This window comes from Sphingomonas aestuarii (genome assembly GCF_054457155.1).
The window spans coordinates 444,383-457,552 of the sequence record NZ_JBTKVV010000004.1 but is presented as its reverse complement, the minus strand read 5'-3'; the positions used below and the strand labels follow the sequence as shown (position 1 = coordinate 457,552).

At 65.7% G+C, this 13,170-nt stretch carries 13 protein-coding genes; 7 read left to right on the top strand and 6 right to left on the bottom strand.

The features are described 5' to 3' along the window. The 4 genes from ACX0GZ_RS10625 to ACX0GZ_RS10610 form a co-directional block, all read right to left on the bottom strand. Positions 1 to 581 (bottom strand): deoxyribodipyrimidine photo-lyase (locus ACX0GZ_RS10625; RefSeq protein WP_458816167.1); only part of this gene is annotated, 581 nt, incomplete at its 3' end. A 72-nt stretch (positions 582 to 653) separates the two neighbouring features. Continuing rightward, a complete protein-coding gene (locus tag ACX0GZ_RS10620; RefSeq protein WP_458816165.1) occupies positions 654 to 1,694 on the bottom strand; it encodes a 2-oxoacid:ferredoxin oxidoreductase subunit beta in 1,041 nt (346 codons plus the stop codon). Then, positions 1,691 to 3,568, bottom strand: a complete 1,878-nt coding sequence (locus ACX0GZ_RS10615) for a 2-oxoacid:acceptor oxidoreductase subunit alpha (RefSeq protein WP_458816163.1) — start codon at positions 3,566 to 3,568, stop codon at positions 1,691 to 1,693. Before ACX0GZ_RS10615 ends, ACX0GZ_RS10620 begins: the two co-directional genes overlap by 4 nt. Before the next feature lie 45 nt (positions 3,569 to 3,613). Next, positions 3,614 to 4,576 (bottom strand): histone deacetylase family protein, encoded by a 963-nt coding sequence (locus tag ACX0GZ_RS10610; protein WP_458816161.1) that lies wholly within the window; start codon positions 4,574 to 4,576, stop codon positions 3,614 to 3,616. Between the two features lie 81 nt (positions 4,577 to 4,657). Here ACX0GZ_RS10610 and ACX0GZ_RS10605 point away from each other — a divergent pair, with 81 nt between their 5' ends. From ACX0GZ_RS10605 to ACX0GZ_RS10575, 7 genes are all read left to right on the top strand, one after another. Then, positions 4,658 to 5,635 (top strand): alpha/beta hydrolase, encoded by a 978-nt coding sequence (locus ACX0GZ_RS10605; protein ID WP_458816159.1) that lies wholly within the window; start codon positions 4,658 to 4,660, stop codon positions 5,633 to 5,635. Positions 5,636 to 5,741: 106 nt separating this feature from the next. Beyond that, positions 5,742 to 6,236: an RNA pyrophosphohydrolase gene (locus tag ACX0GZ_RS10600; RefSeq protein ID WP_458816157.1), complete on the top strand. Its 495-nt coding sequence runs from the start codon at positions 5,742 to 5,744 to the stop codon at positions 6,234 to 6,236. A gap of 63 nt (positions 6,237 to 6,299) precedes the next feature. Then, positions 6,300 to 7,334: a DUF481 domain-containing protein gene (locus ACX0GZ_RS10595; RefSeq protein ID WP_458816155.1), complete on the top strand. Its 1,035-nt coding sequence runs from the start codon at positions 6,300 to 6,302 to the stop codon at positions 7,332 to 7,334. Positions 7,335 to 7,490: 156 nt separating this feature from the next. Continuing rightward, positions 7,491 to 8,702 (top strand): hydrolase, encoded by a 1,212-nt coding sequence (locus ACX0GZ_RS10590; RefSeq protein WP_458816153.1) that lies wholly within the window; start codon positions 7,491 to 7,493, stop codon positions 8,700 to 8,702. Beyond that, positions 8,699 to 9,709, top strand: coding sequence for an arginine N-succinyltransferase (locus tag ACX0GZ_RS10585; protein ID WP_458816151.1), 1,011 nt, complete (start codon positions 8,699 to 8,701; stop codon positions 9,707 to 9,709). The genes ACX0GZ_RS10590 and ACX0GZ_RS10585 overlap by 4 nt, the downstream gene beginning before the upstream one ends. Before the next feature lies 1 nt (position 9,710). Then, positions 9,711 to 10,964 (top strand): N-succinylarginine dihydrolase, encoded by a 1,254-nt coding sequence (locus tag ACX0GZ_RS10580; RefSeq protein WP_458816207.1) that lies wholly within the window; start codon positions 9,711 to 9,713, stop codon positions 10,962 to 10,964. 77 nt (positions 10,965 to 11,041) lie between these two features. Beyond that, positions 11,042 to 11,266 (top strand): hypothetical protein, encoded by a 225-nt coding sequence (locus tag ACX0GZ_RS10575; protein WP_458816149.1) that lies wholly within the window; start codon positions 11,042 to 11,044, stop codon positions 11,264 to 11,266. A 132-nt stretch (positions 11,267 to 11,398) separates the two neighbouring features. On the opposite strand, the gene ACX0GZ_RS10570 is transcribed toward ACX0GZ_RS10575, so the two are convergent. Together ACX0GZ_RS10570 and ACX0GZ_RS10565 are read right to left on the bottom strand one after the other, a co-directional pair. After that, positions 11,399 to 12,223, bottom strand: a complete 825-nt coding sequence (locus ACX0GZ_RS10570; RefSeq protein ID WP_458816147.1) for a transglutaminase family protein — start codon at positions 12,221 to 12,223, stop codon at positions 11,399 to 11,401. Beyond that, a complete protein-coding gene (locus ACX0GZ_RS10565) occupies positions 12,220 to 13,158 on the bottom strand; it encodes an alpha-E domain-containing protein (protein WP_458816205.1) in 939 nt (312 codons plus the stop codon). The genes ACX0GZ_RS10570 and ACX0GZ_RS10565 overlap by 4 nt, the downstream gene beginning before the upstream one ends. Positions 13,159 to 13,170: the final 12 nt, after the last annotated feature.

Sequence of the window (13,170 nt, the reverse complement as noted above, 5' to 3'; positions counted from 1 at the left end):
AAACCGGTCGCCCAGTCGGGCTTGGTCGGCAGCAAATGCCAGTCGCTCAGCCTGTCCGATTTCGGCCAGGACGACGGTGCCGTAATTTCGCGCGGACGATTGGCCGGGGGGGGCGGCGGCATATGCTCTTTGAGCGCACGCCAGAACGGGGTGTAGATCTTGTACGGATCGCCGCTCCCCGTCGTCACCGACCCCGGCGGCAAGAGGTAATTGCCGTCATGACAGACCAGATCGAGCGTCCTGGCGACCGCCCGCTCGGCATTGCGCCACCACGGCTCGTAATGCCGGATGCAATGGACGCGATTTGCGCCGACTTCGTCCGCCAGCGCCGCCAGCACCGCATCCGACTTGCCCCGTCGCAGGATTAGCCGCGATCCCTTGTCCCGCAGACCGGCGTCGAGGCTGGCAACACTATGGTGCAACCACCACCGCGACGCTCCGCCCATCGCGCGGTGCTTCGGCGTTTCGTCGTCGAGGATATAAACCGGCACCACCGGCCCTTCGGATGCGGCAGCGATCAGCGCGGCCTGGTCCGACAGACGCAAATCGCGGCGGAACCAGAGAATGGTGGGTTCGGTCATGCCAAGCAGAAACCCGTCACTTTGGACTTGTTCCCGCCCGTCACATCCGAAGCGTCACCAACGATGAGCTGATCACTCGACCCGCGGCTCCTTCTCGACCTGCCAGGTCTGGCCCTTGCTCACGAGTTTCTGGAGATCGGCGACCTTGCCTTCGCTCGCGGCCTTGTTCTGTGCGACGACGGCGCTTTCGAAGGTCGGGCGCGGATCGTCGTAGATCACGCCGAGTGCCACCGGAAAACCTTCGCCCAGTTCGACCAGCATGTGCGCGACCGAGCGGTTGGTCTGGTCGTGCACCAGCACGCCCGCGCCTTCCCAATCGTCGCCGACGACATCGACGACCTTCAGCGCCAGCGCCTCGCGGTCGAGCGCGATGCCCTTTACCCCGCCCGCCTTTTCGCTGCCGAACAGCATCGGCTTGCCATGTTCGAGCCACAACTGCCCCAGCGCCGCATTGGGCTTGGCGGTGAAGGGGGCGAACACATCGTCGTTATAGACGATGCAGTTCTGATAGATTTCGAGGAACGCCGCGCCCTGATGCGCGTGCGCGGCCTTCAGCACGCTAGGCAAATTCTTGTGCACGTCGATCCCGCGCGCGACGAACCGCGCGCCCGCACCCAGCGCAAACGCGCAGGGGCTGGCGGGACGATCGACCGAACCGAACGGCGTCGAAGGGCTGCGCGTGCCGACGCGCGAGGTGGGCGAATATTGCCCCTTGGTCAGCCCGTAAATCTCGTTGTTGAACAGCAGCAGCTGACAATTCAGGTTGCGCCGGAGCAGGTGCATCGTGTGATTGCCGCCGATCGACAGCGCATCGCCATCGCCGGTGATGATCCACACGTCGAGGTCCGGGTTGGCGAGCTTGACCCCCGTCGCGACCGCGGGCGCGCGCCCGTGGATCGTGTGGAAGCCATAGGTTTCCATGTAATAGGGGAAGCGCGACGAGCAGCCGATTCCGCTGACAAAGACGGTATTTTCCGGCTTCACCCCGAGTTCGGGCATGGTCCGCTGCACCGCCTTCAGCACGGCATAGTCGCCGCAGCCGGGGCACCAGCGCACTTCCTGATCGGTTTCCCAGTCCTTGGGGCTAGTCTTGATGGGGGTCGGGTCGTTCATGCGAGCGCGCTTTCGATTGCGTCTTCGATTTCGGCGATGCGGAAGGGCTGTCCGGACACCTTGTTGAGCGGTTTGGCATCGACCAGAAACTGGTCGCGGAGTACCGTCTTCAACTGGCCGGTGTTCATTTCGGGAACGAGGATCTTCTCGTAACCCCGCAAGAGATCACCCAGATTGTTCGGCATCGGCCAGATGTGGCGAATGTGGACATGGGCCACGTCCAGCCCCTTCTTGCGCGCGCGGCGCACCGCCTGGTGGATCGGGCCATAGGTCGAGCCCCAGCCGACGACGACCAGCTTGCCGCCTTCCTCGCCCAGCTCGACAACCTGATCGGGCACGTCGATCCCGGCGACCTTGTTCTGGCGCAGGTCGGTCATCGCCTGGTGGTTGGCGGGCGAATATTCGATATTGCCGGTGCCAAGCTGCTTTTCGATCCCGCCGATGCGATGGAGCAGGCCGTGCGTGCCGGGCTTCACCCACGGACGCGACAGCTTGTTGTCGCGGCCATAAGGCAGGAACTTCTCGCCCTCAGCCGGGAGCGCGGTGTGATGCGTCACCGGGAACGGCGCGTACCCGCTCATGTCGGGCACCTTCCACGGCTCGGCGGCGTTTTGCAGATAACCGTCGGTCAGCAGCATCACCGGCGTCATATATTGCGTCGCGATCCGCACCGCCTCGATCGCGCAATCGAAGCAGTCGGCGGCGGAGCGCGCGGCGATCACCGGCAGCGGCGCGTCGCCATTGCGACCATAGACCGCCTGATACAGGTCCGACTGCTCGGTCTTGGTGGGCAGGCCAGTGGACGGCCCGCCGCGCTGCGCGTTGACGATCACCAGCGGCAATTCGGTCATGATCGCCAGCCCGATCGCCTCGGTCTTGAGCGCGATCCCCGGTCCCGACGAACAGGTGACCCCCAGCGATCCGGCATAGGACGACCCCAGCGCCGATGCGACCGCCGCGATCTCGTCCTCCGCCTGGAAAGTCGTGACGCCATATTCCTTGTAGCGCGACAGCGTGTGCAGGATCGCGGAGGCCGGCGTGATCGGATAGCCGCCGAAGAACATCGGCAGGCTGGCAAGCTGCGCCCCCGCGACCAGCCCCAGCGACAGCGATTCAGCCCCAGTGACCGTGCGATACAGCCCCGGCTCGACCGGCGCGGCGGGCACATGCAACTGACCGACGCCCTGCGCGCCCAGTTCCGCGGTTTCGCCGTACGCATGGCCCGCATTCAGCGCGGCGATGTTCGCCTCGGCAAGCTCGGGCGCCTTGGCAAACTTCGTCTTGAGCCAGTCGACGATCGGTTGCCGGTCGCGGTCGAACATCCACAACGCCAGGCCGAGCGTCCACATGTTCTTGCAGCGCAGCGCTTCCTTGTTGCCAAGGCCGAACGGCTTCACCGCGTCCAGCGTCAGTTGCGAGATATTGAGCTTCAGCAACTGCCACTTGCCCAAGGAATCGTCCTCGAGCGGGTTGGCGTCGTATTTCGCCTTGTCCAGATTGCGCTGACCGAACTCGCCTTCGTCGGCGATGATGAGACCGCCGGGCTTCAATGCATCGACATTGGTCTTGAGCGCGGCCGGGTTCATCGCGATCAGAACGTCGGGCTGGTCGCCCGCGGTTTCGATCGCCGCCGATCCGAAATTGATCTGGAACGCGGAAACGCCGAACAGCGTCCCCTGCGGCGCGCGGATTTCGGCCGGGAAATCGGGGAAGGTCGCCAGATCGTTGCCCGCAAGCGCGGTCGACAGCGTGAACTGACCGCCGGTCAACTGCATCCCGTCGCCCGAGTCCCCGGCAAAGCGCACCACCACGGCCTCTGGCGGCGGGTTCGCCGCGGCCTCCTGCGGGGTGACCTCGTGAATTGCGGTAGCCATGCTCGTTACGTTCCCAGCGGATTTTTTGCGTTGTTCGCGCGCTCTCTACGCGGGCGCGCCACGCCCGTCCAAGGTAGAATGTTGCGGGGCGGTTGCAATCGCTACTTTGTGCAAGCCGAAGCCTCCGGCGAGCGCCAGCATCGACGCGACGTGGCGCTCGGCGACTTCGCGCACGTCCGCGCCGTATCCGCCGCCCAGCGTGCTGGCGAGCGGCAGACCCAGCCGGGTCGCCAGCCCGGCAATATAGGCTTCGCGCGCCGCCAGCCCCTGATGGCTCAGGCTCAGTCGCCCCAGCCGGTCGCCGACGAACGGATCGACCCCCGCCTGATAGAGCAGCAGCGAAGGCCGGAAATCGGCGATCAGCGGCGCCAGCGTGCGTGCCAGCGTCTCAAGATATTCGTCGTCGCCCACCCCGTCGGGCAAGCCCACGTCCAGCGTCGATCGCGCCTTTCGCGTCGGGAAATTCTTCTCGGCATGGATCGAATAGGTGGCGATCTCGCTCCGCCCGGCGACCAAGGACGCTGTGCCGTCGCCCTGATGCACGTCGCAATCGACGATCAGTATGCGGCGGGTGCTGCGTTCTTCCACCAGCCGGTGCGCTGCGACTGCCAGATCGTTGAACACGCAATATCCCGCGCCGGTATCGTAAAGCGCATGATGGCTGCCGCCCGCGCTGTTGACGGCGAAGCCCTTGTCGATCGCCTCGGCTGCCGCACGCCAGGTTCCGCCCGGCACCCGCGCCGATCGCCGCGCGACCTGAGCGGTCACCGGAAAGCCGATGCGGCGTTCCTTCGCGGCCGGCACGCGTTGGTCGAACACCTCGGCCACGTAATCGGGGTCATGCACCGCCTCCAGCCATTGGCGCGGCATCGCCTCGGGCTCGATCCAGTCGATCGCCGCCCCGCTTGCCAGCAGCACATCGCGGACCAGCCCGTATTTGTTCGTCGCAAAAGCGCTGCCCGCGCGCGGCGGGCCGATATAGTCGGGATGGTGCACGACGGGGATCATTGCCGTTTTTATCTCCACATCGTTTCGCTAAGCTCAATATAAGATACCCGCGCTTCGAAACCCCGCAGGAGAGCCTGGCCGATGTCCGAACCCTATATGCGTCCCGATGTTCGCCAGTTCCTCGCCTATCTCAACGCATTGCCGGGTCCGAAGATGCACGAGATGCCCGCCCCCGCCGCGCGCGAAATCTATCGCGCGACCAAGGATGTGGCGGACCTGCCCGTCGGCGATCTGGCCGTCATCCGCGATTTGACCATCCCCGGCCCGGCGGGCGACATCCCGGCTCGGGTGTTCGACGCGCAGGAAACGCGCGAGCCCGGACCCGTGATGGTCTTCTTCCACGGCGGCGGCTTCGTCATCGGCGATCTCGACACCCATGCCGGTTTCTGCGCGGAAGCCGCACGGATGCTCGATGTGCCGGTGGTATCGGTCGACTATCGGCTCGCCCCCGAGCACACATGGCCCGCCGCGCCCGACGATTGCGAAGCCGCCGCGCGCTGGGTCGCGGATAGCCCGGAGGCGCTGGGGCGCAAGGTGACGAGCCTGATCCTGTGCGGGGACAGCGCGGGCGGCACGCTGACCATCACCACCGCGCTCGACCTGCGCGATCGGCCTGCGGCGGTGCCGGTGATCGCACAACTTCCCATCTATCCTGCCGCCGACATGGCCACCGACTATCCCTCGATGGCGGCGTTCGGCGACGGTCATTTGCTGACCCGCGATACGATGGCGTGGTTCAACGATTGCTACGCCGCCGACATCACCCACAGGCGCGGATCGCCGATGAACGCCGACCTGACCGGATTGCCGCCCGCCGTCGTCATGACCGCCAGCCTCGACCCTATCCGGGATCAGGGACGCGCCTATGCCGGGGCGCTCGCTGCGGCGGGCGTGCCGGTGGTGTTCCGCGAAGCGGTCGGCAACATCCACGGCTTCATCAACCTGCGCCAGGCATTGCCGTCGAGCCAGGGCGATGTGGCAGGCTTCCTCCTCGCGGCGAAATCGGTGATCGCCGAGGCAGAGGCCGACCGCGTGATGGCGCAGGCGGCGGGCGGCTGAGCGACGTTTCTCGACTCCGCTCGAAACAAACGGTTATTGGGTTCGCATATTCCCACCCGTTCGTTTCGAGCGAAGTCGAGAAACGCGCCCAAAGGCCAGCGACCCGATGACCGACCCCACCACCCTCCCCTATCGCCCATGCGCGGGCGTCATGCTCATCAACCGCGACGGCAAGGTGTTCGTCGGCCAGCGGCTCGATTCGACGCTGGAGGCGTGGCAGATGCCCCAAGGCGGGATCGACCCGGGCGAAGACGCGCTGACCGCCGCGATCCGCGAACTGGGCGAGGAAGCGGGGATTGCGCCGCACCACGCCGAACTGATCGCGCAAGCCGACGAGGAACTGCGATACGACCTTCCCGACGACCTGATCGGCAAGGTGTGGAAGGGCAAATGGCGCGGCCAGCGCCAGCGCTGGTTCCTGTTCGCCTTCACCGGCGAGGATGGCGACATCGACATCGCCACCGAACATGCCGAATTTCGCGCCTGGCGCTGGATCGATCCGCACGAACTGCCGCACGTCATCGTGCCCTTCAAACGCGCGCTGTACGAACGCATCCTCGACATCTTTGCGGCGCACCTGCCCCGTAACGAAGCCCGGTGACGAGGCGGCAATCCATCGCAAAGCGCCTTTCCTCTGCCATGATCGCGGGTTAGGAAGCCGCCCGTGCGCCGCGTATTGCTCCCCCTCTCGCTGACGCTGATCGCGTTGCCTGCCCATGCGCAGGACGTTCCCGACGACGATGTTCAGGTCGTGCCGGTCGAACTGCCGCCGCCGCCGATCATCGTCGTGCCGGTCGAACAATTTCTGCCGCCCGCCACCCCGGTCGCCTCGGCGCACATGCCGCCGGGCAAGATCAAACGCCCGATGCCGGATCGTGCCCGCCAGACCCTCGACGCCGCGCTCGCGACGAATAACGAGGGTGAGGTCAACACCGTCGTCAAATATCTCAGGCGGTCCTATCCCGATCATCAGGGCGAATTCACCCGCATCGCCGGCGACTGGAAACGCGCGCGTGAAGAGGCGGCGATCCGGCGATTGCAGGAATCCGATTTCTGGGAACTCGCCAAGGGCAAGATCGAAGTCGGCGGTTTCCAGACCACCGGCAACACCAACAATACCGGCGTCCACGGCGTCATCGACCTGGCCCGCGAAGGATTTTCGTGGCGGCACAAATGGCGCCTCAACGCCGAATATCAGGAGAGTTTCGGCAACACGACGCGCGAACGCTATGTCGCGTCGTACGAACCCAACTACAAAATCGACGACCGGCTCTTCATCTTCGGCACCGCGCTTTACGAAAACGACCGGTTCGCCGGCTATCACGCCCGTTATTCGGCTGCGGCCGGTGCGGGCTACACCGCGATCCGCGATGGCGGAAAGGTGCTGAACGTCTCGCTCGGCCCGGCATTTCGTCACACCGATTTCACCACCAAGCCGACCGAATCGGACATGGCGGCGCGCGGCAGCATCGAATTCGACTGGCGATTGAGCCCGACCATCACCTTCGATCAGGATGCGTCCTTCTATCTTCAGGCCGCAAACAGCAGCACGGTGACATCGACGACCGCCGTGCGCGCGCGCCTGTTCGGCCCGATCCAGGGGCAATTGTCCTATCTGGTCAATTACGAAAGCATGCCGCCCATCGGCCGCAAGAGCGTGGACACCACCAGCCGCGCCTCTGTCGTCTACGCGTTCTGACCAATACCTAGCGCCTCTCCCATCCGTTCGTTTCGAGCGAAGTCGAGAAACGTGGGGAGAGGCGGAGATGCGTTTCTCGACTTCGCTCGAAACAAACGGTGCCGAAGCCACGCTCGGGTTTCGTTTCTCCATCCTCCGCGCTAGAGCCATTACCCAATGACGAAGCTCAGCAGAGAGGAACAGGCCGCCGCCGAAGCCGCGAGCGGTGCGGACATCTTGCCGCAGGTCGAACGCTGGGTCGCGGTCAACAGCGGCACGCGCAACCTGGCCGGGGTAGCGACGATGGGCAACCTCCTCGCCAACGCCTTTTCGGCGCTGCCGGGCGACATCGCGATGGTCGATCCCACGCCGGTTGAGGCCGTACGCACCGACGGCGTCGTCGAAACGCTCGATCACGGCAGGCACCTTCACCTGACGGTGCGCCCCGATGCGTTGGTCCAGATGCTGTTTACAGGGCATATGGATACCGTGTTCCCGGTCGATCACCCGTTTCAGAGCGCGACCTGGCGCGCGGATGGTGCGCTCAACGCGCCGGGCGCCGCCGACATGAAGGGCGGCCTCGCCTTGATGCTCGCTGCGCTTGAGGCCGTCGAGCGATCGTCGCTCGCCCCGCAATTCGGTTATGAAGTCGTCATCAATTCGGACGAGGAAACCGGCTCCTTTTCCTCCGCCGCGCTGATCGACCGCGCGGCGCGCGGCAAGATGGCGGCGCTGACCTACGAACCCGCGCTGCCCGACGGCACATTGGCAGGCGCGCGGGGTGGGACCGGCAACTTCTCGATCCTGATCCGCGGCTTGAGCGCCCATGCCGGGCGCAATCCCGACGACGGGCGCAATGCCGTGCTCGCCGCCGCGGCGATCGCGCTCGAACTCGCCAAGGCGCGCGCGCCCACATTGTCGGTGAACCCGGCGAAGATCGACGGCGGCGGCCCCAATAATGTCGTCCCCGACCTCGCCATCCTTCGCGTCAATTTTCGCCCGCATTGCGCCGCCGAAATCGAGCGCGCGCGCGCCGCGATCGACGATGCGGTGTCGATGGTCGCGCGCGATCACGACGTTCGGATCGAGGTGCATGGCAGCTTCAACCGCCCGCCCAAACCGATCGACCCGCAGGCCGAACGGCTGTTCCACCTGGTCCGCGATGTCGGCGCCGCGCTGGGCCAGCCGATCGCGTGGAAAGCCACCGGCGGCGTGTGCGACGGCAACAACATCGCCGCATGCGGCGTGCCCGTCATCGACACGATGGGCGCGCGCGGCGGCGCGATCCATTCGTCGGACGAGTTCCTGATCCCCGAAAGCCTGGGCGAACGCGCCGCGCTGTCGGCGGTCACCATTCTTCGCATCATCGCCAACAAAGGGCTTTCATGACCTTTCGCATCCGCGCCGCGCGCGACCAGGATCTCCAGCCGCTGTACGAAATGGCGAAGCTGACCGGCGGCGGCTTCACCAACCTGCCCCCCGACAAGCCCGCGCTGACCGCCAAGCTGGAACGCAGCCACGAAGCGTTCGCGCGCGACGAGGACAGCGTGCGCGACGAATTGTTCGTTCTGGTGCTGGAGAATGTCGACACCGGCGAAGTCCGCGGCACCTGCCAGATCTTCACTCAGGTCGGCCAGAAATGGCCCTTTTACAGCTATCGCATCCACACGCTGACCAAGCACAGCCAGGAACTCAACCGCACCTTTCGGGCCGAACTGCTCAGCCTCACCAACGACCTTGAGGGATGCAGCGAGGTGGGCGGCCTGTTCCTGCATCCCGGCGAGCGCGCCGGGGGCCTGGGCATGTTGCTCGCACGCAGCCGATACCTGTTCATCCGCGCCCACCGCGCACGCTTTGCCGACCGCATTCTGGCCGAGCTTCGCGGCGTGATCGACGAAGCGGGCGGATCGCCGTTCTGGGACGGGGTCGCCGGACGCTTCTTCGGCATGAACTTTCAGGAAGCCGACGAATTCAATGCCACGCACGGGAACCAGTTCATCGCCGATCTGATGCCCGAACATCCGATCTACATCTCGATGCTGTCGGAGACCGCGCGCGCCGCGATTGGTCTGCCGCATCCGTCGGGCCGCGCGGCGATGCGAATGCTGGAGAATGAGGGGTTCCGGTTCGAAAATTACGTCGACATCTTCGACGGCGGGCCGACGATGACCGCGCGCGTCGACGAGGTCCGCTCGATCAAGGAAGCGCGCGACGCCGAGGTTGCCGAGATCGGCGAGGCGGAATCGACTGCGATCCTGTCGGCCGGACGCCTGGGCGATTTCGTCGCGGTGTCGGGTGATTGCCATGTGTCGGGCGATCGCATCACGCTGACCTCGGACACCGCTCGCGCGCTGGGCGTGTCGATCGGCGATCGCGTCAGCCATGTCGGGCGCTGATATGCTGGTCGAGATCAACTTCGACGGCATCATCGGCCCCAGCCACAATTATGCGGGCCTCAGCCCCGGCAATCTCGCCGCCACGGGCAACAGCGGCAAAGTCAGCCAGCCCCGCGCCGCCGCGCTGCAAGGCGTGGAAAAGATGCGCGCCAACCTCCGCCTCGAGCTGATGCAGGGGGTGTTACTCCCCCAGTCGCGCCCCGACACCGGCTGGCTCGCGACCCTCGCGACCGATTACGAAAGCGCGCCCGCGCATCTTCGCGCACAGGCGCTGTCGGCCTCGTCCATGTGGGCGGCCAATGCCGCAACCGTCTCGCCCGCGCCCGACACCGCCGACGGCCGCACCCACCTGACAATCGCCAACCTCGTCACCATGCCGCATCGCAGCCACGAATGGCGCGAGACGCTGGCGCAGCTTCGCCTCGCCTTCGCGCACGACGCCTTCGCGGTCCACGCGCCAATCCCCGCCCCCTTCGGCGACGAAGGCGCGGCCAACCATATGCGGATGTGCGCCGAACACGGCGCGCCCGGCGTCGAAATCTTCGTCTATGGCATCTCCGGCGGGCCGTTCCCCGCGCGCCAGCACCGCGAGGCGAGCGAAGCGGTTGCGCGCGCACACCGTCTCGATCCGGCGCGTACGCTGTTCGTCCAGCAATCCGAAGCGGCCATCGCTGCGGGCGCTTTCCACAACGATGTCGTCGCGGTCGCCAACGAACGCGTGCTGTTCGCGCACGAACAGGCATTCGCCGACAAGGCGGGTTTCTACGCCGATCTCCGCGCGATCATGCCGGAGGCAGAAATCGTCGAAGTTCCCGCCGACCGCGTATCGCTCGCCGACGCGATCCAATCCTATCTGTTCAACGCCCAGCTCGTCACTTTGCCGACCGGAGAGATGGCGCTGATCCTGCCCGGCGAAGCGCAGGAAAACCCGCGCGTCTGGTCCTGGCTTCAGGAAATGGTCGCGGGCAACGGCCCGATCCGCCGCCTCGAAGTCGTCGATGTTCGCCAGTCGATGGCCAATGGCGGCGGCCCCGCCTGCCTGCGGCTGCGCGTCGTCGCCGATCCCGCCACCATCGATCCGCGCTTTCTGGTCGACGAAGCGAAACTCGACCGCATCGCCGCCGTCATCGCCGAACATTGGCCGGAGGAAATCGCGCAGGACCAGATCGGCGACCCGGCGCTGATCGGGCGGATCGTCGCCGCGCGCACCGCATTGCTGAAGGCGCTCGATCTGCCCGAATTTCTGTCGGATTAATTGACAGGTAACCCTGTTCGTTAATCCGCAAATTGCGGATTTCGGCGGCTGGCGCGATGCTTGCTTAACCTTTCGGCATGTGGAGTCGCATCGCCCGCCTGTTCGTCATCAAGACCAAGTTCGAAGCATTTCTCATCCTCTACGGCCTCGCCCTCGGCGCGACCGAGCGCGGCGTGCATTTCGTCCAGAAATATCCCGGCTGGCTCGGCTGGTTCATGTTCGCGCTCTGCCCGATCGCAGTGTTCATGGCCGGGCACCGCATCCTCGATTCGCTGGAACGCGAGCGAGAGGACATGCGCTGAGGCCGAGACACGTCCGAAAACCGTCATTGCGAGCGCAGCGAAGCAATCCAGGGCTGCGCGCTCGTCGCTGGATTGCTTCGCTGCGCTCGCAATGACGATAGGATCGAGGCGCCGTCACCCCGCTTCAACGGCTTAATCGTTCACGCCGCTCAGTTGATCGACGCTCAGTTCGACGTCGAGTTCTTCCTTACCCTCGCCCAGCCGCGAACCGGCGATCGGCGCGGTTTCGCTGGAATCGAGGCCGACCGCGACGCGCACATGGTCCAGGTCGGGCGACTGGCCGATCGACGGATCGAAACCGATCCAGCCGATCCCATCGACATGGGCCTCAACCCAGTCATGCGGGCGCGGGTGCGCTCGATCGACGCACGGCACCAGACTGTATCCGCCGATATGCCGTGCGGGGATGCCCGCATGTCGCGCCGACCCGAGGAAGACATGCGCCAGCCCGCGCGGCGACAGCGCGGATTGCGCGAAGCATTCGGGTGCCTCGCACGGCGCGCTGCCTGACGAACTCGCGACCAGTTCGAACCGGTCGGCGATCGCGCGGTTCAGCCGGTGCAGCCAGTCGAGCGGATCGCGGGAGGGGTCGCCCAAGGCGTCGGCAAAGCCCGCAATCGCATCATCCGCGCGGGTCAGCGGCGTCGTCCGCCGGAACAGCATCGGCGGCAATGGCTCGGGCGCACCGCGCGCGATGCCGTGGGTTTCGGACGTCAGGACCTCTCCCGTCACGGCAATCTCGATTTCGTCCACCGGCCCGTCGACATAGAGCATCGTCACCGCATTGCCGTATCCGTCCGCCTGATAACGCAATTTCGCGTCGCAACTGACCGAGATATTCCAATCGACGATCGTCTGGCCTTCGGTGCCGAGCGGCGTCATCCGCAGCATCTGGACCAGCCGCGCCTGGGGCTTGCTGAACCGGTAATGCGTCCGGTGATCGACCGCGATCCTCATGACACGAACCGGAACTGGCGCGCGATGGCGGCATGAAGCATCGCATTTTCCCGAATGAAGGCCTGAAGAAATTCGTGCATCCCGCTGATGACGATCTCCGCCGATCGCGTCCGCTGCATCCGCCCGACCCGCGCGCGCGCCATGCGGTCGGCCTCGCCCTGCAATCCGGTGCGCTTGGCCAGCATCCCCAGCACTTCGACCGTTTCCTCCGAACAGGCCGTCAACGAACGCGGCATTTCAGGCCGCGCGATCAACAGGTCGACCACCGACGCCACCGTCAGCCCGTCGCTGTACAGCCAGCGATAGGCGGTGACCGCAGACACGGTCTGGAGGATGGTCGTCCACTGGTCGCGATCGACGACGCCGCCGACGCTTTCGCCCTCGGGCAGCAGCAGGTGATATTTGACATCGAGCAGCCGCGCGGTGTTGTCCGCCCGCTCGATCGCCGCGCCCAGTCGGATGAGCGCGGTCGCCTCGTTTCGCATCATCCTCGAAACCGCGCCCTCGAACCCGCGCGTCTCGGCCTTTACCGCTTCCAAGAGGTTGAGAGTCGATGTCGTGCCGCCGGGGCTCGCGCGGTTCTGGAACAACAGCCAGGCGCGATTGATCGCGGTCCAGGCGTCACGGGTCAGCGCCGTCCGCACCGCCCGCGCATTGTTGCGCGCGGCGTTCAGGCACGACATGATCGAACCGCCATGCGCTGGATCCAGCGTCAGGAACCGTGCGACATGTTGCTGACTCAGCGTTTGCCCGGTCTTGGCAAAATCCTTGTCGGTATAGGTCACGCGCAGCGCGCTCGCCCACGCCGCCTCGCCAGCCGGCCGCGGGGATAGCGCGTCGAGCCGCACCGTCGCCTCCACCAGCCGCGCGATGAAATCGGCGCGTTCGACGTAGCGACCAAGCCAATAAAGCGAAGCCGCCGTGCGCGCGAGCATCAGCATGGCAAT

Coding starts and splice junctions, on each gene's coding strand:
- ACX0GZ_RS10565 (WP_458816205.1), bottom strand. CDS start 13,158: ATGCTCGCGCGCACGGCGGCTTCGCTTTATTGGCTTGGTCGCTACGTC.
- ACX0GZ_RS10615 (WP_458816163.1), bottom strand. CDS start 3,568: ATGGCTACCGCAATTCACGAGGTCACCCCGCAGGAGGCCGCGGCGAAC.
- ACX0GZ_RS10570 (WP_458816147.1), bottom strand. CDS start 12,223: ATGAGGATCGCGGTCGATCACCGGACGCATTACCGGTTCAGCAAGCCC.
- ACX0GZ_RS10580 (WP_458816207.1), top strand. CDS start 9,711: ATGCTGGTCGAGATCAACTTCGACGGCATCATCGGCCCCAGCCACAAT.
- ACX0GZ_RS10605 (WP_458816159.1), top strand. CDS start 4,658: ATGTCCGAACCCTATATGCGTCCCGATGTTCGCCAGTTCCTCGCCTAT.
- ACX0GZ_RS10610 (WP_458816161.1), bottom strand. CDS start 4,576: ATGATCCCCGTCGTGCACCATCCCGACTATATCGGCCCGCCGCGCGCG.
- ACX0GZ_RS10575 (WP_458816149.1), top strand. CDS start 11,042: ATGTGGAGTCGCATCGCCCGCCTGTTCGTCATCAAGACCAAGTTCGAA.
- ACX0GZ_RS10585 (WP_458816151.1), top strand. CDS start 8,699: ATGACCTTTCGCATCCGCGCCGCGCGCGACCAGGATCTCCAGCCGCTG.
- ACX0GZ_RS10600 (WP_458816157.1), top strand. CDS start 5,742: ATGACCGACCCCACCACCCTCCCCTATCGCCCATGCGCGGGCGTCATG.
- ACX0GZ_RS10620 (WP_458816165.1), bottom strand. CDS start 1,694: ATGAACGACCCGACCCCCATCAAGACTAGCCCCAAGGACTGGGAAACC.
- ACX0GZ_RS10590 (WP_458816153.1), top strand. CDS start 7,491: ATGACGAAGCTCAGCAGAGAGGAACAGGCCGCCGCCGAAGCCGCGAGC.